We start from the raw sequence: 25,706 nt of genomic DNA, 5'->3' as shown, positions 1-25,706 counted from the left end.
TCGTATTATTTCAGCAAACTGTATGGCGCAGGGAATACAGAGAACGCCGATGCCTATAGCCTCGGTGGCATCCTCAATGCCCAGACTGGCAGCCTAGCGGGCTTTAGCGCCGGAGTGAGCTTTTTTACCGCAAATGCACTGGGCACCCTCGATCAATGCGCTGGGTCAGGCGTACTTGCAGTATCAGCTACCCAAACTCTTGTTGCTGCGGGTCGGCAACCAGATTATCAATACACCCTGGCTGGGTGCCCGCGACTCGCGCATGTTGCCGCAAACTTTTCAGGGAATTTTCCTACAGGCCGAGCCCGTATCCGGGCTACGCCTGGAAGGTATGCGAATTTTCCGTTGGAAGAGCCGTACATCGGACAATTATTATCGCGACAACCTCTACTATCCCACCAATTATGATGAAGATCCCCTCTACGGCGTGAAGAAAGTCGGACTGCCCAAAGATACGCCCGCCAGCAATGGAACCTTAGCCTTTGGTGCCCGCTATCAAGCAGATGGCGCCAAGATCGCTGCGTGGTACTACAACTTCTATCAGTTTGCGCAAATGTTTTACGGCGATGCGCAGTATAGCCTGCATACAAGTACTGCATTTACTCCTTATGTCGCCGTGCAATACCTGCGGGAATGGGAAAACAACGGATTTTTACAACAATACCACGCCAAGTTATTTGGACAGAAAGGCTCCGTCAATGCCACCCTCTGGGGAACAAAAATTGGGGTGAAAATTCCCCATGCCAATCTGTTCTTTGCCTATAACGCCCTGACGCCGCGCGCCGACAGCTTTGGTGGTGGTGCGATCGTTTCTCCCTACGGGAACTATACAGCGATGTACGCTTCTTTTATGACCAATAACCTCCTCGCTTTTGGTCCTGGACATGCGTGGCGCTTGGGGGCAAGTTATCGCGCCTGGAAGAAACAGATTCGTTTTCTTGCTGGCTACGCGCGCTTCGATACCAACTACGAAGGAAAAACCAACGGCGTCTATCTGGACCTCACTTATTTCCCAATGCAGGTCAAAGGGTTGAGCATTCGTGATCGCGTTGCTATCGACAATGGTCTCGCCGCATACGAGGGGCATAGCTACATCTACAATCGGGTAATGCTCCAATATGCCTTCTGAGGTACAAACGCAGTCAACCATCGGACTGGATATCCAAGGCCTCAGCGTCGAACTTGGTGGGCGGCCCATTTTGGCGGGTGTAAGCCTGCAACAGGAGAGTGGCAGCTACGCCTGCCTGCTGGGCGAGTCTGGCTCCGGCAAGAGCACTTTGCTCGCGGCAATCGCCGGCCTCTTGCGGCCGCAGCGCGGACACATCGAGATCTGCGGCCAGGCTGTCAGCAATGATCGTACTTGGCTGGCCCCGGAAAAACGTGGCATTGGCATGGTGTTTCAAGATGCCGCCCTGTGGCCACACCTGAGCATCCTCGAAAATGTCCTCTATCCACTACGCGCACGTGGCCTGCCGCGCGACCGTAATCGTGCCCATGCCCTTCTGGAACGTATGGGCATCCCCGCCGCTGCCGCCAAGCGCCGGCCACACGAGCTTTCAGGTGGCCAACAGCAACGGGTGGCCATTGCCCGCGCCATCATCGCCATGCCACGCATCGTCCTTCTCGACGAGCCCCTTTCCGCCCTGGACCATGGGGTGCGGGAAAACTTGCGGGAATTTCTGCATGGACTCTTCCGCGAGGAGGGCATTACCGCCCTGCATGTCACCCACGATCCCGGCGAAGCCTTTTACCTCGGGCAGCGCGTGGGGGTGCTCAACGCGGGGCACCTGGAGCAGTGGGACACCCCAGAAGGTTTATATCAGCGGCCGGCGAGTCTCACGGTAGCACGCTTGGGGGGCTCGGTGCGCGGCATTCAGGTGCCGGTCCTCGAACATCGCGGCAACAGCGCCCTACTCCTTTGGGAGGGGCAGCGCCTGCAAGTCCCCGCCACCAGTGCGCTCAATGGCGCTACCCGTGCCACCTTACTGCTGCGCCCCAGTGATATTGAAATCGACACGAGCGAAATAGGGGATGGCGCCAAAGCTGAGGCACGCCACGCCCATTGGCACGATGGTCGCTATCTTCTTGCCCTGCGCAGCACCGATGGGCAGGAACTGCTCGCCTTTTCCCGCGACGGGTCACTTGGCCCCCGCACCTGGAAACTGCGCCCGCAACATGGCTGGTGCATCCCGCAAACCGCTACGAAACAAGAGGAGTTGTCATGAAACACGTACTGATTACCCTGCTCGGCTTGGCCTTTGCTAGTTCGGCGTCAGCCGCCACCCTTACTCTCTATAGCGCCGCGCCGGCGACTCTGGCCAAGGCCTTGGCTCGGGATTTCAGCAAAAAGACTGGTGACCACGTGGAAGTCTGGACCTCCAGCACCGGCAAGGTCATGGCGCGTTTGGCGGCTGAGGCCAATCACCCCCACGCCGATGTGGTGATGGTAGCAGGCTGGTCCGCGGGTCTGGATCTGGCACAGAAGGGCATGGTCTTCCCCTATCATCCGGCAGCCATCGAAAAGACCCTGGTCAAGCCGGCACAAACCCCCGCCCCTTTCCTGCCTTACGGGCTGGACACGGTTTCCATGGTGTTCAACACCAAGGCCCTGCCCGCGGGTGCGAAGCTGCCCAATAGCTGGTTCGATCTGACGCAGCCCATCTGGAAAGACCGCATCACCGCTCCGAACCCCTTGTTGTCGGGTACAGCTTCCAGCTTTCTGACCGCCTTTGTCGATCAATACGGTAACCGGGCTTGGCAGTTTCTCTCGGCCTTGAAGGCCAATGGCACCGTGTGGCCCGGTACCAACCATGCCGCCCTTTTGCCGGTACTCGCCGGCGAGCGCAGCGGCATGTTGGAGTGTGTGGGGCACGCAGCGGTTGCCGCAAAGGCCCAGGGAAACTCCGTCGATCTCGTCTATCCGCAGGAAGGTACGATCATGATTCCGCGCCCGATTCTGATTTTGAAATCGGCGCCGGACAAAAAACTGGCAGAGGAATTCGTCAACTTTGCCATGTCCCCCGCTGGGCAGAAGCTCGTAGCGAAAAATAACCTCTATCCCGCACGGCAAGGCGTTCCGGCCAAGCCCATCATGGCCAAGATCGGCAGCTTCAAAGTCATTCCGGTGGACTGGAAAAAACTGGCTGCAACGCAACCGGCAGTTCTGGCGCGTTTCAAGAAAGAAATCCTCGGCCAGTGAGCCGCATTGTTAATCACTTATTGGTCTACCTGATCCTGGGGGTGCTGGTCTTGGCACCCCTCGGAGCCATTCTCTATGAGGCACTGCAACCCAGTGCTGACCAGCAGCATGGCACGGCCCTGCTGCAACTCGGGGTAGACCAACATTTTTTGCACGCCCTCCTCGGTACCCTGGGGATGGCGGGTTTCGCGGTGCTCTTTGCCTTGCCTCTCGGGCTCGGTCTGGCACTACTGATGTTTTATGCTCCCCCGCGGCTCAGCCCGTTGTGGGAGGCCATAATTCTGATCCCCTTCCTCATTCCCCCGTATTTGACCGCCGAGGCTTGGAGCCTATTGGCGGGTCCGGTGGGTTTGATCGAACAGGTCATCCATCTGTTTGGCACTCCTCTGGAAGACTTTCTCTATTCCCTCGCGGGGATGGGTGCGGTCATGGCCCTGCACCTCACGCCATTGGTCTACATTATGCTGCGCGCCAGCCTTGAAAACGGCAACTTTCGTCTCTGGCAAGCGGCGCGGGTGCATGGTGCTGGGGTTCTTGGCGCCTTCCGCCTGGCGATTTTGCCCATCCTACTGCCCGCTATGGCGGCGGCAGGCCTGCTGGTGTTCCTCGACACCTCCGCAGAATTCGGTGTGCCGGCGCTACTGGCTGGTTATGCGGGGATCTCGGTACTCAGTACCAGTATCGAGGCGGCAACCAATGTCTGGCCAGTGAATCTGCCGCAGGCTTCGGCCATTGGCCTGGTGCTCTGCGCCTTGGGTGTTGTGGTCTGGTTCCTTTACCGGCCATTGGTTCAAGAAAATCGCGGACAGATTCAACAACGGCGCGGCAGTCGTCGATACTTCTGGTCTATCCTGCCGCTCGCCGCCTTTGCTTCGATTGGGACCATCCTGCCTTTGGGGGCGGTCGTCGTCGTGTCTTTAGAAAAGGCGCTTACCGCCGGTTTGCAGGCTGGAAATTTCACCTGGCATCACTACCAGCATGTGTTGTCCCATGATTCCAGTGGCTTCGCTGCCTTGCTCACCAGCCTTGAGCTTGCCGCAGGCGTCGCAGTAGCCGGTATGGCTGCCGCCCTGCTCGCCGCCAATATCGTCCGCCACGGCGGGCGCATCGCCGCCTTGGTAGATCTCTTTGCTACCCTACCCATGGCGATTCCCGGCGTGGTGCTGGCGGTGGGTATGATCCTGTTCTGGAATGCCCCGTGGAATACGCTGCCGATTTTCGGGCATCCGATCATTCTGGCGGTGGCCTACGCCACCGTGACCTTTCCCTTTGCCATGCGTTATGCCCGCACTGGTCTGGCGCAGATTCCGCCGCGTTTGGAGCAAGCCGGGCGCGTGCATGGCGCCTCACCACTCTACAATGTGTTGCGCGTGCAGATTCCCATTGCCTGGCCGATGCTGGTAGGCGGCGCTACGGTAGTCTTTGCCCTGTCCATGCGCGAACTGGTCGCTTCCCTCATGTTGCAACCAGCTGGAACGCAGGTCATTTCCACGTACATTTATGGCAATTTTCGCCAAGGCATCATCGGCAATGGCATGGCCATGTCGGTGATTGGTATTTTCAGTTCCGCCCTGATCCTGGGGCTTGCACGCAGCCTACTCCTGCGCCGTTAATGCATTGGAGAACAACATGAAACCCATACAGATCGCCGCACTCGCCTTGCCCCTGCTCAGCCTCATCCCGGTAGCCGCCCAGGCGGTTCCAGCAGAAATCATCATTCTGCGCCATGGCGAAAAAGTGAATCCGTACCGATTATCAAAGATCGGCGAAGAGCGCGCCCGCGCCATCGCCCAGGTCTACCTTGGCAAAGATGCCAGTCAGAGCCTGTTACCCAATTGCGTCAAACCGGCGGCGGTGATGAGCGTGACCCTGCACACCATCGAAACCGCCACACCCACCAGCCTGAGCTGGAGCCTGCCGGAAACGGCCTACAGCGCCGTGCCCGAATGGCAGCAAACGGAAGCACAAAAGAAGGCGGAGGAGACCACGCGCACGCAAGAGGCGGCCGCTGCCCTGCTCAATAACCCAAAGTACGATGGCAAGGTGGTGATTGTGTTCTGGGAGCATGCGCGCATTGCCAGTGCCAAGCTGGAAAAGCATTTCCCCGGTCAACAGGTCACCTTCCGTCAGCTCCTGCACCTGAACCAGCTCCACGGGGTGCCCAAGACCTGGCCCAAGCATACCTTCGATTACTTCTGGATCATCAGGTACCGGGGCAACAATCCGGTGCCTGTTTCCTTCCAGATGCAAAAACAGGTCTACACCGGCAAATACGCGAAGCTACCGCAAAACGTCTGGGGCCAGCCGGAGTAAGCGGCCGAGGCCAAAACACAGAAAGCGCTGCGGCGCTTGTCCACGGGACAGCCCCTGAGTAGACTCAGCGTTCCTAATTAGCACGCGGGGCGTTGATGCCGGAGCGCATACCCGATGATTCCGTAGGACTGGTGCAATACCAGGACCTGCAAGTCAGCGAAGAATTACTGTTAGAATGTGGCCGCAGCCTGCCTGGGTATATACTGCGCTTTGAGTGCTATGGCGAGCTGAATGCCGCGCGCAGCAATGCCATCCTGATCTGTCATGCGCTGTCGGGGGATCACCACGCCGCCGGTTACCAGTCCCTGGAGGACAAGAAACCCGGCTGGTGGGACACCATGATCGGCCCCGGAAAACCCATTGATACCCGGCGTTTTTTTGTGGTGTGCAGCAATTTCATTGGTTCCTGCAAGGGATCGACTGGGCCCGCTAGTATTAACCCGGCAACCGGTGAACCCTGGGGCATGGACTTTCCCATGGTCACCGTTGCCGATTGGGTACGTACGCAAGCCACTCTCAGTGACCATCTCGGCATCGATTGCTGGGCGGCCATTGTCGGTGGCAGCTTGGGCGGCATGCAGGTGCTGCAATGGGCCATCGACTATCCCGATCGCCTGCGCCATGCGGTAGCCATCGCTGCGGCTCCCAAACTCAGCGCGCAGAACATCGGTTTCAACGACGTCTGTCGGCAAGCGATCATCACCGACCCAGATTTTCATCAAGGTCGCTACTACCAGTTCGACACCAAGCCACGCCGTGGTCTCGCCCTGGCCCGCATGATCGGCCACATCACCTATCTTTCCGATGATGCCATGGGCAAAAAATTTGGTCGGGAAACACGCCTGGGCAAGGAATTATCCTACGGCTTTGACATCGATTTTGAGGTCGAAAGCTACCTGCGCCATCAGGGTTCCCGCTTTGTCGAGCACTTCGACGCCAATAGCTACCTGTATATCACCAAAGCGCTGGATTACTTCGACCCTGCGGCGGCTCACGCGGGCAACCTTGCAGCGGCCTTCGCCGAAGTGCAGGCAAAGTTTTTTGTTGCTTGCTTTACCAGCGACTGGCGTTTTTCGCCGGAGCGCTCGCGCGAGATCGTCCAGGCCCTGTATACCGCGGGCGCTCATGTCAGCTACGCGGAGATCGAAGCGCAACACGGTCACGATTCCTTTTTGCTGCCCATTCCGCAGTACCTGAAGGTGATGCAGGCCTACCTGGAGCGCGTGGCAGAGGAGTTGGGATTATGAGCCAGGCATTACGGCGCGATCTGCAAATCATTGCCGACTGGATTCAGCCCGGTAGCCGCGTGCTCGACTTAGGCTGTGGGGAGGGCGAGCTTCTCTCTTATCTTCAGAAGGAAAAGCAGGTCCAAGGGTACGGCATCGAGGTAGACGATGAACGGGTGGCAGCAGCATTGCGCCGTGGGATCCCCGTCATCCAGCAGGACCTGGACAGTGGCCTGCGGCAATTTGCCAGCGGCAGCGTAGACACCGTCGTGCTATCGCTAACCCTGCAGGCGGTATACTACCCCCGCGATCTATTGCTGGAGATGCTGCGCGTCGGCCGCGAGGGCATTGTCACCTTCCCCAATATGGGCCATTGGCGCGCACGTTGGCAATTTGGCGTAAAAGGACGTATGCCGATGACCGACGTCTTGCCACATTCGTGGTACGATACGCCCAACATCCATCTATGTACCATTCGCGATTTCGACGCGCTGTGCCGCGACAATCGCATCGAGGTACGCGAGCGCGTGGTGTTGGACGATCGCCGTCGCAGCACCCAGAGCAATCGTATCTGGCCCAACCTCCTCGGAGAAGTGGCGCTGTATCGATGCACACGGGCAGACTGAGCAAACGCTGCGGGAGCCACCCATGACCCTGGAATTAATCAGCTTTCCCCTCTGCCCCTATGTGCAGCGCTCGGTCATTACCCTGCTCCACAAAGAGGTGCTCTTTACCCTGACGCATATCGATCTGGCGCACAAACCTGACTGGTTTCTCGCCATCTCGCCCTTGGGCAAAGTCCCCTGCCTGCGAGTGGACACCGACACGGTGCTTTTCGAGTCGCAGGTCATCAACGAGTATCTGGATGAGACCCTGCCCCCATCCTTGCACCCCGAAGCCCCCCTGGAAAGGGCACGGCATCGGGCCTGGATTGCCCTGGGGGGGGATGCCCTGGGCGACCAATTTCAACTGATGGTGGCGCAGGGAGAGGAGCGTTTTACCGCCGCCCATCGACAGCTCTTCGACAAGCTCGAGCGTCTCGAAGCAGCCATGGGCCAAGGACCATTCTTTGCCGGAGAGTGCTTCAGCCTAGTCGATGCCGCACTGGCGCCGCTGTTTATGCGTATGGAAATTCTGCATGCCCTGCGGCCATTGCCGCGCTGGGAAAGTCTCGGCAAACTACGACTATGGACCGCGCAACTCATGGAGCTGCCTGAAGTAGCCGGCTCAGTACGGGCAGATTTTGCCGATCTGCTGCGTAACTATCTGAGCGAGAAAGGCAGCCTGCTGCTGCGTTCAATCTAATGGAGAAAGGGATGACCGACCACGATCTGCCGGAAAACGAGCAAGCTGCTGCCACCACCCATTTTGGCTATCAGGAAGTACCCGAGGCGGAAAAGGAAAAACTGGTACGCGGGGTGTTCAGCAATGTCGCCAGCAGCTACGATTTGATGAACGATCTCATGTCGCTCGGCGTGCACCGCCTGTGGAAGCGCTACGCCATTGATCTCGCGCGCCCGCGTCCGGGGCAGCAGGTGCTAGACCTGGCCGGCGGCACCGGTGACTTGGCGGCACTGATGTACAAGCGTCTGCAACCCAATGGACGCATCGTGGTTTCCGACATTAATCCGGAGATGCTGGCGGTGGGCGAAAAGCGCCTGGCCGACAAGGGTATGCTCGCTGGCGTCGAATTTGTCGAGGCCAATGCCGAAGAGTTACCCTTCGCCGACCAGCAGTTCGACCTCGTCACCCTGGCCTTTGGCATCCGTAACATGACGCACCCCGAGCGTGCCTTGGCCGAGATCTATCGCGTCCTCAAGGTCGGTGGGCGGGCGTTGATCCTTGAGTTCTCGCACCCACGCTGGCCGGGGCTGCAGAGCATCTACGACCTCTACTCCTTCAATATCCTGCCCAAGATTGGCGAGATCGTCGCCAAGGATCGCGACAGCTACCAGTACTTGGTGGAATCTATCCGTCGCTTTCCCGACCAGGAGACCTTCCGCATGATGATGGAAGATGCCGGTTTTGCGCGCGTCGATGTGCATAACCTTTCCGGTGGTATTGTCGCTCTGCATCGCGGTTTTCGCCTCGACTGAGGCGTGCGATGAAGGGGATTCATCCCCTTGCGCAAAATTTCCCACTTGAGCCATGCCGGTTGGCGCGGCATCATGGCGGCAATTTTGGCAGAGGAGTAATAACATGACCCGGGTGCACAATCTTGGTTTCCCCCGCATTGGCCACAAGCGCGAGCTAAAAAAGGCCACTGAGGCCTATTGGTCTGGCGATATCGACGGCGCCGAGCTGGAGGCGCGGGGCGCGCAACTGCGCGAGCGCCACTGGCGCATCCAACAGACCTGTGGCGTCGATCTGATTCCCGTAGGCGATTTCACCTTCTACGACCAGATGCTCGACATGAGCTGCACCCTGGGCGCCATTCCACCGCGCTACGGCTTTAGCGGTGGCGAGGTCGACCGTGACACCTTCTTTGCCATGGCACGTGGTTCCAAGACTCAGCCAGCCATGGAAATGACCAAGTGGTTCGATACCAACTACCACTACATCGTCCCCGAATTTCACGAGGGTATGGATTTCCGCCTGAGCAGCGAGCGGATTTTTGCCCAGGTAAAAGAGGCGCAGGCACTGGGCCTGAATGCCAAGCCAGTACTGGTCGGCCCCCTCACCTATTTGTGGTTGGGCAAGGAGAAAGAGCCGGGAGCTGCCCAAGGCGAGGCTGGCCATCGCCACGACGATGGCTGCGCCGGTCATGGTGAAGCGCCGCGCCACAGCGGTTTTGACCGCCTGAGCCTGTTGCCCAAGATCCTGCCCGTCTATGCGGAAATCCTCGCCAAACTCGCCACCGCTGGCGTCGAGTGGGTACAGATGGATGAGCCCGCACTGGTACTCGACCTGCCGCAGGAATGGCTGAGCGCGCTGGATGGCGCCTACGCCCAACTGGCCCAAGGCAAAACCCCAAAGATTCTGCTCGCAACCTACTTCGAGTCCGTCGCCGAGCATGTGGCACGCCTACAGAAGCTGCCGGTCTCCGGCCTGCACCTGGATCTGCGCCGTGCCCCAGCCCAGCACGACACCTTTCTCGCCAACTACCCCGCCGACAAGATCCTCTCCTTGGGCGTAGTCGATGGCCGCAATGTATGGCGCGCCGACCTCGACGCCGCCCTGGAGCTCCTCGCCCCAGCGCAGAAGGCATTGGGCGATCGTCTGTGGATCGCAGCCTCGTGCAGCCTGATGCACAGCCCGGTGGATCTGGCTCAGGAAGCGGAACTGGACGATGAACTCAAGTCCTGGCTCGCCTTCGCCGTGCAAAAGCTCGATGAGCTGCACGTGCTGGCGCGCGCCATCAACGACGGCCCCGCAGCAGTCGCGACGGAACTGGAGACCGCACGCAAGGCAGTGGCATCGCGCAAGAGTTCGCCGCGCATTCACAACGCCGCCGTCAACGCCCGCTTGCAGGAACTGGGCAACGATGATGGCCATCGTGCCAGCCCCTTCCCGGCACGTGCCAAGGCGCAGGCCGCACGCTTCAAGCTACCGCCCTTCCCCACCACCACCATTGGCAGTTTCCCGCAGACCCCGGAAATCCGTAAGGCACGTCTGCAAAACCGCAAAGGCGAGCTCTCTAATGCCGATTATCACAAGGCCATGGAGGCCGAAGTGGCGTTGGTGGTGAAGGAGCAGGAGCGCCTGGGTCTAGACGTACCGGTGCACGGTGAACCCGAGCGCAACGACATGGTGGAGTATTTTGGTGAACAGTTGGCTGGTTTTGCCTTCACCCGCCACGGCTGGGTGCAGAGCTATGGCTCGCGCTATGTGAAGCCACCGCTGATTTTTGGTGACGTCTCCCGCCCACACGCGATGACGGTGGAATGGGCCAAGTACGCCCAGTCTCTTACCAGCAAGCCGATGAAGGGCATGCTTACCGGTCCAGTTACCATCCTGCAGTGGTCTTTCGTACGTGACGATCAGCCGCGCGAGCGCACCGCACTGCAGATCGCGCTGGCCATCCGCGATGAGCTCAAAGATCTGATCGACGCCGGCATTGGCATTATCCAGATTGACGAACCGGCCTACCGCGAAGGTCTGCCCCTCAAGCGCAAGGATTGGGACAAGTACTTAGCCTGGGCCTCGCGTGCCTTCCGTATCTCGGCGCAGATTGCTGCCGATGACGTGCAGATCCACACCCACATGTGCTACTCAGAGTTCAACGACATCCTGCCGGCCATTGCCGCCATGGACGCTGACGTTATCACCATCGAGACTTCGCGCTCGCAGATGGAATTGCTGGACGCCTTCGCCACCTTCAACTACCCCAACGAAATCGGACCGGGCGTCTATGACATCCACTCCCCGCGCGTTCCGAGCGTGGAAGAGATGGTGCAGCTCATGGAGAAAGCCGCCAAGGTAGTGCCAGCCGAACGGCTCTGGATCAACCCCGACTGCGGCCTCAAAACCCGGAAGTGGGCCGAGGTCACCCCGGCGCTGGAGAACATGGTCAAGGCGACCAAGGAAATTCGCCAGCGTTTAGCCTGACCCCAAAGCCACAAATAGCAAAATCACCCCCGCCCTGCGGGGGTTTTTTATGCCGTGGAACTGGTGCCTTGGAACCGGACGTGCAATCGTCTAGTCTAACCAACGAAACCAAAATGGGAGCGAAAATCATGCCTGTAGATCCGTCTGCCAGCAGCGCTGGCGACAGCGTAGCGTCATCTCTCTCGCCCTTGCGCAACCTGCGTCATGACATCCCCGCCGCGCTGGTCGTCGCCTTGGTGGCAATCCCGTTGTGCCTAGGCGTCGCACTGGCGTCGGGTGCGCCATTGTTAGCGGGCGTTTTGGCTGGCATCGTTGGCGGGATTGTGGTGCCATTTTTCAGCCGCTCGGCCCTCTCGGTCAGCGGCCCGGCCGCCGGACTCACCGCCATCATTCTTGTCGCGCTCCAGGATTTGCATAGTTTTTCGGCCTTTTTGCTGGCGGTAGTCATCGCCGGTGCCATTCAGCTGCTACTGGGTTTTTTGCGTGCAGGTAGTATTGCCTACTTTTTTCCGTCAGCGGTTATCGAGGGCATGCTCGCAGCCATTGGTATCATCCTCATCATGAAGCAGTTTCCCTACGCGGTGGGCTTCGATCTTGGCCAATTCGGTAGTCAGGAATTTGCCAGCGGCACGACCGACAATACCTTCTCCGGTATCTACGCGGCCTTGGCACACGTGGAGTGGGGTGCGCTGTTGATCAGCCTGCTTTGCCTGGGCATTCTGATTGTCTGGGATGTGACACCTGCCCTAAAGCGCCAGAACTGGTTTTCTGGCCCGCTGGTCGCGGTGCTGGCGGGGACCTTACTCAACCTTGGTTTTTCGCAATTTTTACCGATCCTGCATCTCTCTGCCGATAGTCTGGTGCAATTACCCGTCATTCACTCCATCGAAGATGTCGGCAGGCTGTTTCAGTTCCCGGATTGGAGGGCCCTTAGTAATCAAGAAGTATGGGTTGTAGGTGTGACCATAGCCATTGTGGCTAGCCTCGAGAGCCTGCTCTCTATCGAGGCCGCCGACAAGCTTGATCCCTTCAAGCGCCGCACTCCGTTGGATGGTGAATTGATCGGTCAAGGTGTCGCCAATCTGGTCAGCGGTGTCATTGGCGGACTGCCGGTTACCGCGGTCATTGTCCGCAGCAGTGCCAACATCACCGCAGGTGGTCGCACCAAGGCTTCGGCCTTTCTGCACGGGATCTTCCTACTGATTGCAGTGATCTTTTTAGCGCGTGCTTTGAACCTGATCCCCCTAGCCAGTCTCGCTACCGTACTCATTGTCGTTGGTTTCAAGCTCGCGCATCCGCGCGTCTTTCGACACATGTTCCACCTGGGCAAGACACAATACCTGCCCTTCGTGATTACCATTGTTGCCGTGCTCTTTACTGATCTGTTGATTGGTGTGGGCGTGGGGCTTGTTGTCGGTTTATTTTTCGTGCTGCGTGCAAATTATCACAGTGCGTTGGAGCTACGCCAAGAAGGCCCCGGTAACTACTTGCTATGCTTCAAGCGGGAACTGACCTTCGTGAACAAGGCGCGCTTGGCACGCCTGCTGGACTCCCTGCCCAACGGCAGCAGCATCACCCTGGATGGCGCGCAGGTTGCCTTCATCGACCATGATGTGCTGGAAGTAATCCGCAATTTTGAGCAATCCGCACCCCTGCGCCAGATTCACGTCTATGAACAACACTTCGACAACCCGGTGCTAAGCGCCAAGATCTAGTTATTCTGGCAGCTTCGTAGATAGCTTGAGATTACGCTCAGATGCGAATCGCCGTAACGCGGCAGGGTCTCTGCCATCGACAGCAAGACGCTCCCAAAGAGGATGGGGACCAAGGTTCATGCCCGCACGCAACATACGCTCACGAATACTGCCGCCACCATCACCAAGAGCCAAGTTCATCAGGATCAGGGCATTGATGTAGCGCTCAATATCTCGTTGATTGTGGGTAATTCGCAATAGTTCCGCATAGAGCGGCAAGCGTAGCGGTTCTTCCAGAATCGCTGCATGAAGTATGGCAATGCCATACTGAGGATCAGAATTACGCGACACTAATGCCAGCGCCTTGGCCGCAGTCATTGGTTCCTGCAACTCCGCTTCCGGAGAGGGAATAGGCATACCCATCTTTTCCGCCAGCACGAGCAACTCCAGGTTTCCGGGGTCGCGACGCAAACCTTCGCCAACACGTTGTTTCCACCACGCCTGGTCACCAGGTGCAGCTCCCGCCTCACCAAGACTGTCCAGAAGCTGTGCATAGGCATTCAGCTCCTCTAGGGCGAGATAGGCGTCAAGCAATTGGTTAATGGCGCGACCATCACCGGGCTGCAGATCCACATACCAGCGCAGAACGGTTGCTGCCTGGGAGTAATGGCCATACTGCATGTAAATATCGGCTTCCCGCAGCAGGTCTTCCCCGCTGAGGGCCTCCTCTTGTACCACTTGCCCCTGCACGGCTCTTGGAGTCGTTGGAACCGGGGCGGAAGCTACTTGCCCAGCTTCGGTAGAAACCGGGGGCGGCTCCGGCTCGCGCACAAGCTTCTTGCCTTTGCGTCGCCCAGTAAAACGGATGTATACCTCGATGGCGATCAAAGCCACCACCACAATTTCCAGGATCAGCATCAAACCCTGCACGGATCACGCTCCTGACTTGCCTCTGCATACCCGGACACTTAGTCGAAAACAAAAATTTTACCGCGGAGAGGGTTTTGGCGCCTCACTGCGGATACCCCCTAAGGAAAGCTCATCATGCATAGCATTCCTCTGGCCGATTTCGCCGATGAGGAGACGCAATAGGGTGAGCACTTCCTCCTGGTTACGCACGTCGGTAGTAGTGAGGCGCAAACGGAGGTCGCCGTGGCGAAGATAGGCTGGCAGATGAAGCTGGCCGCGCTCCGCGTTAGAAAGTTTATTGAGCGCAACGACCCCCGCGGGTTGGTGAAGATAGGGTAGGATACGATCCAAATAGAGGTGGATTGCCTGCAGAGGCTTGGAAATACGTGCATCCATCAACAGAAGAATCCCCGCTGCATTCTTGCTGAGGATTTCCCACATGAACTGGAAACGCTCTTGCCCAGGGATTGCATAAATGTGTAGTCGGTCATTACTCGCTGGGCAATCGATCACGCCATAGTCCATGGCAACGGTGGTGCTCGTTTTGCCGCTCATTACGGCCTCACTGTAACGCGCGTCGGTGGTAAGCGCCTGATCACCGAACAGCGTTTGCAGTACCGTAGTCTTTCCCGCTCCGACATGACCGGCAATCAAAATCTTTCTTGTCTTGCGCGGTGCTAATGGCAGAGACGGGTCTGTATCAGTACTCGTCATCAAGAAGCAGGAGCCGGCATCGATTGCCCGACGTATTGACCGACCCAGTGCTCTATCTCCTGCACATCGCGCAGGTGTCCATACAACCCAATCCGCGCGTCAAATTTTGTAACGGACGCTCCAACCCCATGCAAAGTAATCAAAATTGCATCCCCGCCAGCGGTAAATCCACGTAGCTCCACCGTCTGGGGATTCACGGTTTTCGTGCCGGTAAAGCGCATACCCGCCGCGGGCAAAGCTCTTTCCGTAGCATTCACAACCGTGGCCAGGGATGCCGGATAATAGGTATAATAGGGTACTGGATTGATTTGGGGCGCAACAGTGGAACTACAGGCGCTTAACGAGCCTGTCACTCCGAGCAACAACGCCATCATTATCACATTCTTTTTCATGGAGTTATCCTCTTTTTACGGGGTCTCTGCAAGCCTCAGACAATAACAGGGCATATACTTGCACTACGCTATAAATGCTATCATACGGAAGTTGTATAAAGCTAATCCTTATAGTATGGATAGAGGGGAGTTATCAATGTCAACAAAGCGTTGGATAGCTATAGCATTTGTTCCCGTCGTCTTGGCGGGTTGTGCCAATAATCCGTACGCCAGTAACGGAACCACGGCTAACGCCACTGGTGGCGCGCTCTTGGGTACAATCGCTGGTGCGGTCATTGGCAATCAGACGGGTTCACCCTTGGCCGGAGCTGCCATTGGTGCGGGCCTTGGCGGCTTGGCTGGCTACGGCATCTCGAGGTCGCAGGAGCAACAGTACCCGCAAGCACCGCAACCTGGGTATTACGCGCCGCCGGCCAATAGTGTGCCATGCCCCCCAGGATATACCTGTACCCCTACGGCGCCACAGTATCAAACGCCACCTAGCTGCCCTCCCGGCTATACCTGTTCGCCTAACTAAGGACAAGCTGCACTTTGGGAAAGGATAGCGAATGGCTGCAAGGGGATCTTATTTGGCGTAAATCCGTTCCGCTTTGGCAACGACAGGGCATCGTCGTTGCCGGCCCCGGACCCCTACGCTGGGCGAGGGTAGCCATTAATGAGAAAGAGATGGCGCTACAGGTGCCCTCCTCGCGACGAACAGCTGACCATGAAAACTGCGAAGTCTTATTGCACCGCAACGAAATCATCGCACTGAAAACCACTGATGGTATCCCCCACCCCCTCCGACTGGATCGTCTCGGGGCGAGCATAGAACTACTTCGGCGCGAATGGATGCTGAGTTTGTTTCTCTTCGGGCCGATACTGGGTGTTTTTCTCGTCAACATGATCTTTGGCATGCCCACGTTTCTGTGGTGGACGGCTCTGGGGGTTCTATGTTTTTCCCTTGCGATCATGGCCAGTCTGCTGCGGCGGGACCTACATACCATGCAAAGCTGGCTACAGAGTCGGCAAAAAATCTGGAAGGGAGAAGGGTAGCGCAACACTTGGCAAAACCATCTTTTTCTTCTATCTTTCATTGGACTAAGATCAACACCTCGCGTAGTGTTTCATATCACTCCTGCGCGGTAGATCGCCATTTGGAACGGGGGTAGCCAGACTCATGCAGGAATCGGCACTCAATAGCCTACTGCGCTGGTCTTGCGTTGCTGCGGGACTCGCCACCTTGGCCGGTTGTGCCAGCGTATCCACACCATCGCCTTCAGTACGCAGTCCTAGCCCGGGAGTGGCGTATTCTACGGGTACCACCTGTTATGCCCCGTCTCCCAACCTGCAGGCGGCCTACAACCAGCCTTACGAGATCAATGGACAGTGGTACCACCCATTGCCAAGTGCGCAAGGTTACGCGCAAACAGGCATTGCTTCCTGGTACAACATCGCGTCCTCCAGTCACGTGACCGCCATGGGCACCACTTTTCACGATAACCGCCTGACGGCGGCAAGCCGCGTGCTACCCCTCCCCACTTGCGTCCGCGTCACCAATTTACAAAATGGCCGCAGCATTCTCGTCTTGGTAAATGATCGCGGCCCCTTCGTCTCCGGGCGCATCATGGATCTGTCGATTGGTAGCGCTCGCGCCTTGGGGATCGTCAATCAGGGCACGAGCCAAGTGCGCATTCAGGCCGTGCAAAGTGGCGCGCCGGCACCCTATCGCTCACCGTTATTCCAGCAGTTGGTTCCAGTGCAAAATATCCAGCCAACCGTGCCTGGCCAAACACCCACGACAACGGCAGCAATTCCTGAGATACAGCAGCATTCCCGCGCACAACTGCGCTCCGTGGTTGCCAACGCCTTCGGCGCGCCGCCAGCACAACCGGTCGCGGCACAGCCAAGGCCTGCACCACGCCGAGCGGCACCGATTGCATCGCAGGCCCAGCCAGTATTCACAGCCCCACAACTGGAAGACGTCATTTACTTGATTAGCGCCGAGCCCATGGAACTACCACAGGCACGCCATGAAGAGCAAAAATTGCATGCCTTTGGCATCACCACTGCGCATTTGGTCCCCGCCGCGCAAGGATATGCCGTTAAGATTGGGCCACTGGCGAGCACCGACGACACCGCCGGCTATGTGCATAGCCTACGTAGACTACAACTGGGAAATTTTCAACTCAGCCAAAAGGGCGTTGACTGATCAGGCCTTGGCGCCGGTACTAAAAATGGTATCAAGCATGGCATCTCCCTGAAAACCCTCACCCATCAGGCTTTCCACCAAGAGCTGCCCACCTAAGACCTCGGGCGCAATGACCAAATCTACTCCAGTCTGGCGCAGGCGCTGCAGATGCCGCTGGTTCCCGACCAAGGCTACGGTTTTCCCGGGAACCGCCATTTCTTTCGCGGTAAGGACGATAAAGGCATTTTCACTATCGTCATTACGTAGTGCCAACACCCCCAGGGCGCGCATGGCGCCAGCTCGCCGCAGCACTGCCGGATCGGTCGGGTCACCGACGAAGAGATCTTCCTCTGGTAACCACAGTGGCTCCGGTCGCGCCCGGGCCACCACCAAAACCCGCAAATGTCGCCTCCGTAGAGCACGGTAGGTATTTTGCGCGAAGAGGTTGTCACCGATCAGGACGTAGTGATCACTCCAATCCGATCTTTTCTCCCCCAGGAGGAGACGCTGCATACGGCCATTGATCAGGGGCACAACCACTGCAGAAATCGAGGTAGCAAAAACGGTGATGCCGAGGATAATGATGGAGATGACGAAATAGCGCGCTTCTGGGCTCTTGGGGACGATATCACCATATCCCACCGTGGACATGGTCACTACTGCGAAATAAAGGGCGGACTCTAGTGATTTGATCTGTGGACTGAAGCCTGCACCCAAAACGTAGGAGCCGAAGACCGCGTAGCTCATCAACAGAATGATGGAAAGAGACGCGAAGAGAGTACCTGCGGCAACGCTCGAACGAGAAAAATGGCGCCGGAAAACTAGTAATCCAACCAAAATCATCCCGTTGAAGATCAACATCGCAACACTGAGATGTTGAAAACGATGCAACAAGAGCGCAAGACTGATCGCCGAAATGATTAGCGTCAGGGCCCAGGACAGGCGGGAACGAAAAACCAACCCAAGGGCCATGATCAAGAGAATGACACCGATGACCAGAGCAGGGATAGCCCCAAGATCAGACATCACCGGGAGCTCAGTCAGAGTCCTGCTTGGGGTAATGACCGCCAACTGCGGGATCAGGGACTGCAAGGCAGGTAGCGCTTGCAAAACGGAGATAGCGCCGAGGCCCGCCACCGCCAAAGCTAGCGGGATTTGCGGAAACCAGCGGTCCAGGCGCAAAACCGCGCGCACCCGCGTGCCCCAGCGGCGGACCCGCTGCCAGGGCGAAAAATGAAAGAGCTCCGTAGCACGCATCATCAGATCACGTGCCTGCTACGGAGCTTGACGGGTTACGAGTGATCGCTGGCGTCATCACTGGTAAAGGTACTTTTCATGCCCATGACCATGGCAATGACCCAGAGCAAACTCAAAACGATAAACAACGCATAAAACATATCTACACCCACCTTTATTCTTACGGTTGACTAGAGACTGTATTAGAACACAAGCATACACCCAAGTTCCAAGCGACTTCAGCCAAAGGCTTGGGCCGGGTCGACGACAATATTGGTGAACGTATGCAATTTTAGCTTCGGGCGCAAATACGAGAGGATGGCAGCCTTGGCCAAGGGCAGTGCCTGCCAGGCATTTCCACCACCATCCTCGACCACCGCCGCCACGGCAATTTTGGGGTGATGATAGGGCGCCCAGCCGATAAAGAGAGAGTCATCGTTATAGATCGTTCGTCCGTGTTGGTAGCCTACCGGCACTTCTGCGGTGCCGGTTTTGCCGGCGACGCTAATCCCGGGATAAGCCATCGTCTTGCAGGTGCCGGAGGTAACGCAGGCGTGCATGCCGCCGCGCACGGCACGCAAGGCAAAATGCGGGATATGCAACTGACGCGCCGCCGGAAAATCCGGCTGAACGATCTCGCCGCTATTCGGATTGCGCAAATTCTTCACCAAATGCAAATATGGCAAGCGCCCACCATTGGCAATGGCCGCCACCCCCCGCACCAACTGCGTTGGCGTTACCAACAGATAGCCCTGGCCGATGCCGAGAATCACGGTATCGCCGGTATACCAATCTTGATGCAGATGACGTACCTTCCAAGATGGCGTCGGCACAAACCCCGCAGCACTGCCCGCGAGGTCAATGGGCGCGGGTTTGCCAAAACCAAAACGCCACAACGTATGGTCCTGCAGGTGAATACCCATCTTCATTGCCAATTTGTAAAAAAAGACATCCACCGACCAAGCCAGCGCTTTGCGCAGTCCCGTCTCACCAAAACCCGAGCGATACCAATCCCAAAAGATATGGCCACCAACCCTGATGTAACCAGGGCAGTAGGTGTGAAAACCAGGACTGATAACCCCTTTTTGTAATGCCTCGAGAGAATAGAACGGCTTGATGGTAGAGCCGGGAGGATAGAGCCCTGCAAGGGTACGGTTGAGCAAGGGGTGGTAAGGGTCGTGCAGAAGCTTATTCCAATGTTTGCTGCTGATGCCACCGACAAACCAGTTGGGGTTGAAGCTGGGATTGCTGACGCTGGCGAGGATAGCGCCAGTGTTGGGATTGATGGCGATGAGGGCGCCACGGTAATGCTCCTTCCTCATCACGTGCGCGACCGCCTGTTGCACGCGTAAACGCAGGGTGGTGCGCAGCACATCACCAGCCTTGGGCGCTACCCGCTGCAAGGGTGCCACAGGATCGCCCAAGGCATTCACACTGCGGACGTCATAGCCAAAGTGCCCGCGCAATTGGCGCTCGAGCGTGTACTCCAAACCGTTGACGCCAATAGTGCGCCGGTACAGGTACTGTTGTGGATCGAAGCCTTGCAGATCTCTTTTGGTAACTGGACCAACATAGCCAATGGTGTTGGCAAACAAGCTTCCGTAGGGATAGTAGCGATGCCAGCGGACAGCAAGGTGAACACCAGGATAATTTTCTTGCCGCACGGCAAAACGCGCAACGAGGTCGGGTGTAAGCTTCGCGAGCAGGACGCGCGGCAGGTAGGCCGGTTTATCATCAATGGTATGCAGCAGGTGCCGTTCGGTCTTTTTCGGGATGGGAAACTCCTGCCGCAGCTTTCTCAGGGTCGCGTGCAGGTGATGGATCTCATCAGGGAAGATTTCGAGGACGTAGTGGGCACGGTTGGCGGCGAGGACTTGCCCATGATCCGCCAAAATCAGGCCGCGCGGCGGGGCGAGAGGAACAATGGCGGTGTGATTGGCATGTGCCAATTGGCGAAAGCGCTGGTAATGGAAGACTTGTAAAACAATAACCCGGCCCAGAAGCACCAGCAGCAGCACCAGCAAAATCAGCGCCGCCCAACCCAGGCGTCGTCGGAAACGACGCGATTCATCCCAGTGCGTATCCATGTGCAATGATAGAGGCTTCTGAGGCGAAAGAGTTCCCCGCACGGGAACAGATTTATCCTTGTTCATAGTGTGTCTGGGAACTTCCCCGCGGCCATTCCGTCATAGTTTTCGTCAAACAAAAGGGGAACAGCCGATTATGACCGCTAAACTCGCAAAATCTCGTAAAGTAATCTTGGGCGTCAGCAGTGCCCTCTTTGCCCTTAGCCTGGGAGCCGTTGGTGTCTCCTTTGCGGCCAATGAGGAAATGCCTATCCCTAAGCCAGTGCTGCATGCACCTGGGCCGAAAATGGTACCGGTGCCCGATTTCAGCCCCATCGTCGAGAAATATGGCAATGCCATCGTCAAGATCGACGATTCCGATACCAAGGTTGTTGGTAGCAATCAAGGGCAAAACCCTTTCCCGAAAAACTCACCTTTCTATCAGTTTTTCCAAAACATGCCTGGGGCTCAGCCACCGCAAAAAGAGAAAGAAGAGGCCCTCGGATCTGGCTTCATCATCTCTCCCAACGGCTACATCGTCACCGCTGGCCACGTGGTACGCGGCATGCATCACATCATCGTTACCTTAACCAATCATCACGCCTATCCCGCCAAAGTGCTCGGCCTTTCCGTGCGCTATGATACGGCGCTCTTGAAGATCGATGCCCACGACCTGCCCACGGTGCAGCTCGGGAATTCCAACGACCTCAAAGTTGGTCAATGGCTGCTCGCCATCGGCATGCCCTTTGGCTTTTACAACACTGTAACCCAAGGCGTGGTCAGTGCCCTTGATCGCTCCCTGCCCAATGACGACGAATACATTCCCTTCATTCAGAGCGACGTACCCATCAATCCCGGCAACTCGGGTGGGCCGATCTTCAATATGTCGGGTCAGGTGGTCGGTATTAATGACCAGATTTACACCAATGACGGTGGCTACATGGGGCTATCGTTCAGCATCCCTATCAATACCGCCATGCGCGCCGTAGACGATTTTCTCGCCCACAAAAAATTGCAGTTCGGTTGGCTCGGCGTCGATGTTCAGGATGTAACGCCGCAGATGGCACAGGCACTGCACCTGAAAGAGCCGGTGGGTGCGTTAGTAGCAAACGTGGAACCTGGAGAAGCCGCAGCAAAGGCCGGCTTGAAGACCGGTGACGTCATCGTTACCTATGATCACAAACCAGTATATAGCGTTGGACAGTTGCCGCCACTGGTGGGTGACACCCTGCCGGGCACCGTGGTTCCGATTGGCGTCTTGCGTGACGGCAAGGCCGAAACCATCAATGCCACCATTGGCGTCATGCCGCAAAAGATGCGCCACGCCGAAATGCAAAAGATTGCTGACATCCGTCGCCTAGGCCTGCGCGTGACGACACTGGACGCGTCGGAAAAGAAAGCGCTCGGCATACGGCACGGAGTCCTCATTGAAAGTGTCTATCCCGGTCCGGCGGCACAGATCGGTTTGCATGAGGGCATGGCCATTCAGGAGATCGCCGAGCAGCCCGTTGATAGCCCGGAACAATTGGCGAGTATCGTTAAGGGTCTCCCCGCGCATCAGCCCATCTCTTTGCTAGTCCGCCAGGGGCATAACAGCCTCTTCGTGGTCGTCCATCTGCCCAAAAATTAAGGATATCGACAGATGAATCTTTCCCTGCGGCGCCTGCGGGCGCCTCTCGTGGTTATTGCCTTGCTCCCTCTTAGCAGTACCTTCGCGCTGGCTGCGGATCTGCAGCCCCCACCACCGCCGATACCCGACTGTAAAAGTTACGTACTAATGGACTTCCGCACTGGCGCCATTATTGCCGAGAAGGATCCCAACCTGCAGCTCCCGCCAGCCAGTCTCACCAAGCTGATGACGGCCTATCTCAGCTACCGCGCCATCGCCGCAGGGCGACTGCATTGGAATCAAGAAATTCCCGTCAGCAATGTTGCCTGGCACACCGGTGGGTCGAGCATGTTTATTCAGCCCAACCTACCGGTAACGGTGAGTCAGCTCATGCATGGGCTGATCATTGATTCTGGTAATGATGCTGCGGTGGCCCTGGCCCAAGCGGTCGCTGGCAGCCGCGCCACCTTTGTCGACGAGATGAATGCCGAAGCGCGTAAAATGAACCTGCAAGGGGCACACTATACCGATGTCGATGGCTTACCCGATCCCGGCCTGCACCTCTCGGCCTTAAACATTACCACCATTTCCCGTAATTTGATCCACGATTATCCGCAGGTCATCAACATTTCTAAGATTAAATATTACCGCTACAACCACATTACCCAGCGCAGTTGGAATCCTGCCCTCTTTGGTCATCCCAGCATTGATGGCCTAAAAACCGGCCATACCAATGCTGCTGGGCATTGTATGGACACCACCGCCATTCGCGATGGACGGCGCTTGATTGCCGTGGTCATGGGGGCACCAAACTGGCCCGCCGGAGTGAATGATGTGGTCGCCCTGCTCGACTACGGCTATACCTTTACCCGCGATGTGGAAGCGGTGAAAGCCGGGACGGTATTGGGCAAATATCGGGACCCACAACTGGATCCCGAGGAGTTTGCCGTTAAGGCCGCAAAAGATGTTTGGGTTACCGTACCCCAGGGCGAACAGAAAGGCCTACAACGCAGCGTCAGTTATAACCAGCTCGGGGACCACGGTATAGCCGCCGGCGCCGTCGTCGGTCAACTGCGTATTACGCTACACGGCAAGGTCGTTGGGGAAACCCCTCTGGTAGCGGCCAACGCATCCAAGCCCGCCGGCACCATCGGTACCCTCTGGCATGAGGCGGAGAATGCGTTGTAAGAAAGTCTTCGCGCAGAGTTCATTGAAAAGGATTAAGTAGCGCCACCCCCGAGTCGGCAAAATCACGAACATTGCGCGTTACCACCGTCAAACCATAGCTCAGCGCAATTGCCGCTATCTGTTTGTCTACCGGGTGGTGCGGATGCGGAGACATCAGCTTACCCCAAATCTCGGCGCAGTCCGCGTCGAATGGCAGAATGCGGTCCTGATAACCATCGATCAATAAGCGCAACCACTCACCCAAGCGTTGCGCTTGCGCCGGGTCACCCCGATAACGCAGATTTTCGACGCCACGACGAATCTCGCCAATGCTCTGCACAGCCAGATACAGGCAGTTGCTGTTCACTTCCTGCCAGAATGCAAGCACGCCGGGATCTGCATTTTTCCCCTTACGGGCCTCGCTGATCACATTGGTGTCGACCAGATAGCCAGACTCATCCACGTGTGTTGAAGTCTTCGTCGTTGCCGACATTTGGCATGCTGGCGATAACCTCTGCAAGTGGGCGCCGTGGTAGCTGAAGCAGGGCGGCGCGAAGAATCTCTCGGTGCTCCGCTTCGGCGCTGCGGCCGTGGCGAGCCGCCGATTGCTTCAGGGCCTGCACCACCGATGATTCAATATTACGTACAATGAGATTGCTAGCCATATCGCCCTCTTTTTAATGATTGCATTGATTGCAATTTAAGTTCAAATCACTGCCCATGCAATGCCACGCGCTGGACCCTGGCTGTAACCCCTGCCTCAGGGTGCCCCTGTGCCCAGTTCATGCGCCTGCGAATGGGATAGTCTGCGTGAACGGAAAATGGCGTAACCGAGGGCAGGGACCAAGGCCAGCAACCATAAGGCCAAAGACCAACCCAAGGGATAGGCCAGGGGGAATAGGGACTCCCACAGTACCCACCAAAAAAGCAGCGTGGCAACGACTGGCAGAAAATAGTGAAAAAAGATAAGACCCACACGCGAGTCGCTCCCCGTATGCAGGCGCATCAGGGCAAGATTCATCAGGGTGTGCGCGGTGACCAGGCCAATCAGCACTGCCGTGGTCATTACATTGAAGCCATTGCTGGGGCCAAAGACGAGGCCAAAGAGTATTGCCAGCCCCAGCGCAAGGGCGGCAAGAAAGTTGATTGCCCCTTGCGGCGCGCGCTGCCCGTTCACCAAAGCAAAACGGGTATGCAGCAAGCGGTCGCGGGCAATGGCAAAGAGCACCCGCGCCGAGCCATTGAGTAGTGCCAAGCCATCAGCCATGGCGCTGTTGATCGCCAGAATTACCAAGGCCACCGCCCCCCAAAACCCCAAATAGCGCTGAAAGACCACCACCCCCGGCGCCCCGTTTTCGGAAAACGCATGCATGTCGTGCATGCCCCAGCCTACCGTCAAGGCATAAGCTGAGAGAATCAAGGCAGCACCAACCAGACTCAAAGACACCAATGCCGCCTTGCCGATCACTCGCCCATTTTGCGTGCGTACCCCGCGCGCCTCCTCGCCCAGCGGGGTATGGCTACCGATACCGATGAAGCTGGTAATGGCAAAGATCATCCCCATGGCCACGCCCTTGAAGCCCACGTCCGTAAAGCTGAATGGCTCCAAGGGATGCGTGGGCAGCGCCCGACTGATGATGAACAGCGAACTGCCAACCAGAAAGGCGATTTCCAGCAAGCTGGTGATCGCGACGGTGCGAATGCTCGGGCGAATGCCCGCCACACTCAAGAGCCAGGGCACGCCAATAAAAAACAGGATACTGGCAATCCAAAACCAGGAAGGAAGATCGATGCCCAGACCACGCGCCAGGCCCGGCAGGAAGACGCCGCCCACATACACCGGGATCGCCCCCACACTCAAGGTTTGGTAAAAAATGACCATAAAACCGGTCACCATCGCCGCGGGCGCCCCCAAGCCAGCAGACACGAAGCTGTAATACCCCCCCGCCGACGCACGATGCTTGGTGAGGTGGTAGATGGTATTCACCTCAATGAACATCAAAATAAAGGCCGCCAGGTAGGAAAGCGGCATGGCAACCAGGGCGAAGGCAGCACCCGCAGTCATGAAGGCAACGACATCACAGGTCGGCGCCATCCCCGAAATACTCTGGCCAACCAGGCCCCAAAAACCCACGACATCTTTCTGTAAGGCGCTGGCGCTGGCCTCGGACATTTTGCGGACACCTATTTTGCAACTAAGTTGCACACATGCTAGCGCGTACTCAGCGATTGTCAAGATTATTATAAGGTCCCAATTTCCGCGATTGCCCTCGCAGTCCTACGCATTGCGGGCATGGGTAGAGCGATTCTGGCTGTGTAGCGTGGTTGCCGGAAGGTTCCAGCGGGGATCACGCCGTGGGGCTGTGTTGTTTGGGCGGATTTGAGGGTGGTATAGCCCGGTTTTTCGCACGCGAGGCAGCCGTACCCTGCGTCGAAGGGAACGAAGCACTAGTTTTGGTGGAG

At 57.4% G+C, this 25,706-nt stretch carries 24 protein-coding genes; 16 read left to right on the top strand and 8 right to left on the bottom strand.

Annotated features, from left to right (window positions below):
• Window positions 1-133: 133 nt before the first annotated feature.
• The 11 genes from AB4090_RS02035 to AB4090_RS01985 all read left to right on the top strand — a co-directional run bounded on the left by AB4090_RS02035 (window position 134) and on the right by AB4090_RS01985 (window position 13,001).
• A complete protein-coding gene (locus AB4090_RS02035) occupies window positions 134-1,129 on the top strand; it encodes an OprD family outer membrane porin (protein ID WP_369572195.1) in 996 nt (331 codons plus the stop codon).
• Entirely contained in the window at window positions 1,119-2,225 is a 1,107-nt protein-coding gene (locus AB4090_RS02030; RefSeq protein ID WP_369572194.1) for an ABC transporter ATP-binding protein, read from the top strand. The genes AB4090_RS02035 and AB4090_RS02030 overlap by 11 nt, the downstream gene beginning before the upstream one ends.
• Complete coding sequence (locus tag AB4090_RS02025) at window positions 2,222-3,199, top strand: extracellular solute-binding protein (RefSeq protein WP_369572193.1); 978 nt, start codon at window positions 2,222-2,224, stop codon at window positions 3,197-3,199. The genes AB4090_RS02030 and AB4090_RS02025 overlap by 4 nt, the downstream gene beginning before the upstream one ends.
• A complete protein-coding gene (locus tag AB4090_RS02020) occupies window positions 3,196-4,812 on the top strand; it encodes an ABC transporter permease (protein WP_369572192.1) in 1,617 nt (538 codons plus the stop codon). Before AB4090_RS02025 ends, AB4090_RS02020 begins: the two co-directional genes overlap by 4 nt.
• Window positions 4,813-4,828: 16 nt before the next feature.
• Window positions 4,829-5,512, top strand: coding sequence for a hypothetical protein (locus AB4090_RS02015; protein ID WP_369572191.1), 684 nt, complete (start codon window positions 4,829-4,831; stop codon window positions 5,510-5,512).
• A gap of 95 nt (window positions 5,513-5,607) precedes the next feature.
• Complete coding sequence (locus AB4090_RS02010; protein ID WP_369572190.1) at window positions 5,608-6,759, top strand: homoserine O-acetyltransferase; 1,152 nt, start codon at window positions 5,608-5,610, stop codon at window positions 6,757-6,759.
• The gene (gene metW / locus AB4090_RS02005) at window positions 6,756-7,364 is read left to right on the top strand and encodes a methionine biosynthesis protein MetW (protein ID WP_369572189.1); all 609 of its coding nucleotides are present in this window, start codon (window positions 6,756-6,758) and stop codon (window positions 7,362-7,364) included. The genes AB4090_RS02010 and metW overlap by 4 nt, the downstream gene beginning before the upstream one ends.
• 22 nt (window positions 7,365-7,386) lie before the next feature.
• Window positions 7,387-8,043: a glutathione S-transferase family protein gene (locus tag AB4090_RS02000; RefSeq protein WP_369572188.1), complete on the top strand. Its 657-nt coding sequence runs from the start codon at window positions 7,387-7,389 to the stop codon at window positions 8,041-8,043.
• An 11-nt stretch (window positions 8,044-8,054) separates the two neighbouring features.
• A complete protein-coding gene (gene ubiE / locus AB4090_RS01995) occupies window positions 8,055-8,834 on the top strand; it encodes a bifunctional demethylmenaquinone methyltransferase/2-methoxy-6-polyprenyl-1,4-benzoquinol methylase UbiE (RefSeq protein ID WP_369572187.1) in 780 nt (259 codons plus the stop codon).
• Between the two features lie 103 nt (window positions 8,835-8,937).
• Window positions 8,938-11,286, top strand: a complete 2,349-nt coding sequence (gene metE, locus AB4090_RS01990; RefSeq protein ID WP_369572186.1) for a 5-methyltetrahydropteroyltriglutamate--homocysteine S-methyltransferase — start codon at window positions 8,938-8,940, stop codon at window positions 11,284-11,286.
• A gap of 128 nt (window positions 11,287-11,414) precedes the next feature.
• Window positions 11,415-13,001 carry a SulP family inorganic anion transporter gene (locus tag AB4090_RS01985; protein ID WP_369572185.1) on the top strand — a complete coding sequence of 529 codons (1,587 nt, stop codon included), beginning with the start codon at window positions 11,415-11,417 and terminating at the stop codon, window positions 12,999-13,001.
• On the opposite strand, the gene AB4090_RS01980 is transcribed toward AB4090_RS01985, so the two are convergent.
• Genes AB4090_RS01980 through AB4090_RS01970 form a run of 3 tightly spaced genes read right to left on the bottom strand, consistent with a single transcriptional unit; the run spans window position 13,002 to window position 14,995 of the window.
• Window positions 13,002-13,910 carry a hypothetical protein gene (locus AB4090_RS01980; RefSeq protein WP_369572184.1) on the bottom strand — a complete coding sequence of 303 codons (909 nt, stop codon included), beginning with the start codon at window positions 13,908-13,910 and terminating at the stop codon, window positions 13,002-13,004.
• A gap of 57 nt (window positions 13,911-13,967) precedes the next feature.
• Entirely contained in the window at window positions 13,968-14,603 is a 636-nt protein-coding gene (locus AB4090_RS01975) for an ATP/GTP-binding protein (protein ID WP_369572183.1), read from the bottom strand.
• On the bottom strand, window positions 14,603-14,995 hold the full coding sequence (locus AB4090_RS01970; protein WP_369572182.1) for a hypothetical protein: 393 nt from the start codon (window positions 14,993-14,995) through the stop codon (window positions 14,603-14,605). The genes AB4090_RS01975 and AB4090_RS01970 overlap by 1 nt, the downstream gene beginning before the upstream one ends.
• 136 nt (window positions 14,996-15,131) lie before the next feature.
• Between AB4090_RS01970 and AB4090_RS01965 the strand changes: the two genes are divergently transcribed.
• From AB4090_RS01965 to AB4090_RS01955, 3 genes are all read left to right on the top strand, one after another.
• On the top strand, window positions 15,132-15,512 hold the full coding sequence (locus AB4090_RS01965; protein WP_369572181.1) for a glycine zipper domain-containing protein: 381 nt from the start codon (window positions 15,132-15,134) through the stop codon (window positions 15,510-15,512).
• Between the two features lie 14 nt (window positions 15,513-15,526).
• Entirely contained in the window at window positions 15,527-16,030 is a 504-nt protein-coding gene (locus tag AB4090_RS01960; RefSeq protein WP_369572180.1) for a hypothetical protein, read from the top strand.
• Window positions 16,031-16,154: 124 nt separating this feature from the next.
• Complete coding sequence (locus AB4090_RS01955) at window positions 16,155-17,186, top strand: septal ring lytic transglycosylase RlpA family protein (protein ID WP_369572179.1); 1,032 nt, start codon at window positions 16,155-16,157, stop codon at window positions 17,184-17,186.
• Here AB4090_RS01955 and kch read toward each other — a convergent pair whose 3' ends face one another.
• Both kch and mrdA read right to left on the bottom strand, forming a co-directional pair.
• Entirely contained in the window at window positions 17,187-18,425 is a 1,239-nt protein-coding gene (kch, locus tag AB4090_RS01950) for a voltage-gated potassium channel protein (RefSeq protein WP_369572178.1), read from the bottom strand. It abuts the gene before it with no gap.
• A 215-nt stretch (window positions 18,426-18,640) separates the two neighbouring features.
• Complete coding sequence (gene mrdA, locus AB4090_RS01945; protein WP_369572177.1) at window positions 18,641-20,488, bottom strand: penicillin-binding protein 2; 1,848 nt, start codon at window positions 20,486-20,488, stop codon at window positions 18,641-18,643.
• 136 nt (window positions 20,489-20,624) lie between these two features.
• Here mrdA and AB4090_RS01940 point away from each other — a divergent pair, with 136 nt between their 5' ends.
• Both AB4090_RS01940 and AB4090_RS01935 read left to right on the top strand, forming a co-directional pair.
• Window positions 20,625-22,097, top strand: coding sequence for a Do family serine endopeptidase (locus tag AB4090_RS01940; RefSeq protein WP_369572176.1), 1,473 nt, complete (start codon window positions 20,625-20,627; stop codon window positions 22,095-22,097).
• Window positions 22,098-22,109: 12 nt separating this feature from the next.
• Complete coding sequence (locus AB4090_RS01935; protein ID WP_369572175.1) at window positions 22,110-23,264, top strand: D-alanyl-D-alanine carboxypeptidase family protein; 1,155 nt, start codon at window positions 22,110-22,112, stop codon at window positions 23,262-23,264.
• Between the two features lie 19 nt (window positions 23,265-23,283).
• Here AB4090_RS01935 and AB4090_RS01930 read toward each other — a convergent pair whose 3' ends face one another.
• The 3 genes from AB4090_RS01930 to AB4090_RS01920 form a co-directional block, all read right to left on the bottom strand.
• Entirely contained in the window at window positions 23,284-23,706 is a 423-nt protein-coding gene (locus AB4090_RS01930) for a type II toxin-antitoxin system VapC family toxin (protein WP_369572174.1), read from the bottom strand.
• Window positions 23,699-23,908 (bottom strand): plasmid stabilization protein, encoded by a 210-nt coding sequence (locus AB4090_RS01925; RefSeq protein WP_369572173.1) that lies wholly within the window; start codon window positions 23,906-23,908, stop codon window positions 23,699-23,701. Before AB4090_RS01925 ends, AB4090_RS01930 begins: the two co-directional genes overlap by 8 nt.
• Before the next feature lie 95 nt (window positions 23,909-24,003).
• Window positions 24,004-25,416, bottom strand: a complete 1,413-nt coding sequence (locus AB4090_RS01920; protein WP_369572172.1) for an APC family permease — start codon at window positions 25,414-25,416, stop codon at window positions 24,004-24,006.
• Between the last annotated feature and the right edge of the window lie 290 nt (window positions 25,417-25,706).

The sequence above is a fragment of the Acidithiobacillus sp. IBUN Pt1247-S3 genome (genome assembly GCF_041146875.1).
GTDB lineage: Bacteria > Pseudomonadota > Gammaproteobacteria > Acidithiobacillales > Acidithiobacillaceae > Igneacidithiobacillus.
The sequence above is the reverse complement of the archived record's forward strand: the minus strand, read 5'-3'. Positions and strand labels throughout refer to the sequence as shown.

Bases quoted from the DNA above. Each gene is read 5' to 3' on its own strand.
- mrdA (WP_369572177.1), bottom strand. From the start codon at position 20,488: ATGGATACGCACTGGGATGAATCGCGTCGTTTCCGACGACGCCTGGGT.
- AB4090_RS02030 (WP_369572194.1), top strand. From the start codon at position 1,119: ATGCCTTCTGAGGTACAAACGCAGTCAACCATCGGACTGGATATCCAA.
- AB4090_RS02010 (WP_369572190.1), top strand. From the start codon at position 5,608: ATGCCGGAGCGCATACCCGATGATTCCGTAGGACTGGTGCAATACCAG.
- AB4090_RS02015 (WP_369572191.1), top strand. From the start codon at position 4,829: ATGAAACCCATACAGATCGCCGCACTCGCCTTGCCCCTGCTCAGCCTC.
- AB4090_RS01935 (WP_369572175.1), top strand. From the start codon at position 22,110: ATGAATCTTTCCCTGCGGCGCCTGCGGGCGCCTCTCGTGGTTATTGCC.
- kch (WP_369572178.1), bottom strand. From the start codon at position 18,425: ATGATGCGTGCTACGGAGCTCTTTCATTTTTCGCCCTGGCAGCGGGTC.
- AB4090_RS01940 (WP_369572176.1), top strand. From the start codon at position 20,625: ATGACCGCTAAACTCGCAAAATCTCGTAAAGTAATCTTGGGCGTCAGC.
- AB4090_RS02035 (WP_369572195.1), top strand. From the start codon at position 134: ATGCACTGGGCACCCTCGATCAATGCGCTGGGTCAGGCGTACTTGCAG.
- AB4090_RS01975 (WP_369572183.1), bottom strand. From the start codon at position 14,603: ATGACGAGTACTGATACAGACCCGTCTCTGCCATTAGCACCGCGCAAG.
- AB4090_RS01920 (WP_369572172.1), bottom strand. From the start codon at position 25,416: ATGTCCGAGGCCAGCGCCAGCGCCTTACAGAAAGATGTCGTGGGTTTT.
- AB4090_RS02025 (WP_369572193.1), top strand. From the start codon at position 2,222: ATGAAACACGTACTGATTACCCTGCTCGGCTTGGCCTTTGCTAGTTCG.
- ubiE (WP_369572187.1), top strand. From the start codon at position 8,055: ATGACCGACCACGATCTGCCGGAAAACGAGCAAGCTGCTGCCACCACC.
- metW (WP_369572189.1), top strand. From the start codon at position 6,756: ATGAGCCAGGCATTACGGCGCGATCTGCAAATCATTGCCGACTGGATT.
- AB4090_RS01955 (WP_369572179.1), top strand. From the start codon at position 16,155: ATGCAGGAATCGGCACTCAATAGCCTACTGCGCTGGTCTTGCGTTGCT.
- AB4090_RS01985 (WP_369572185.1), top strand. From the start codon at position 11,415: ATGCCTGTAGATCCGTCTGCCAGCAGCGCTGGCGACAGCGTAGCGTCA.
- AB4090_RS01965 (WP_369572181.1), top strand. From the start codon at position 15,132: ATGTCAACAAAGCGTTGGATAGCTATAGCATTTGTTCCCGTCGTCTTG.
- metE (WP_369572186.1), top strand. From the start codon at position 8,938: ATGACCCGGGTGCACAATCTTGGTTTCCCCCGCATTGGCCACAAGCGC.
- AB4090_RS01925 (WP_369572173.1), bottom strand. From the start codon at position 23,908: ATGGCTAGCAATCTCATTGTACGTAATATTGAATCATCGGTGGTGCAG.
- AB4090_RS01970 (WP_369572182.1), bottom strand. From the start codon at position 14,995: ATGAAAAAGAATGTGATAATGATGGCGTTGTTGCTCGGAGTGACAGGC.
- AB4090_RS02000 (WP_369572188.1), top strand. From the start codon at position 7,387: ATGACCCTGGAATTAATCAGCTTTCCCCTCTGCCCCTATGTGCAGCGC.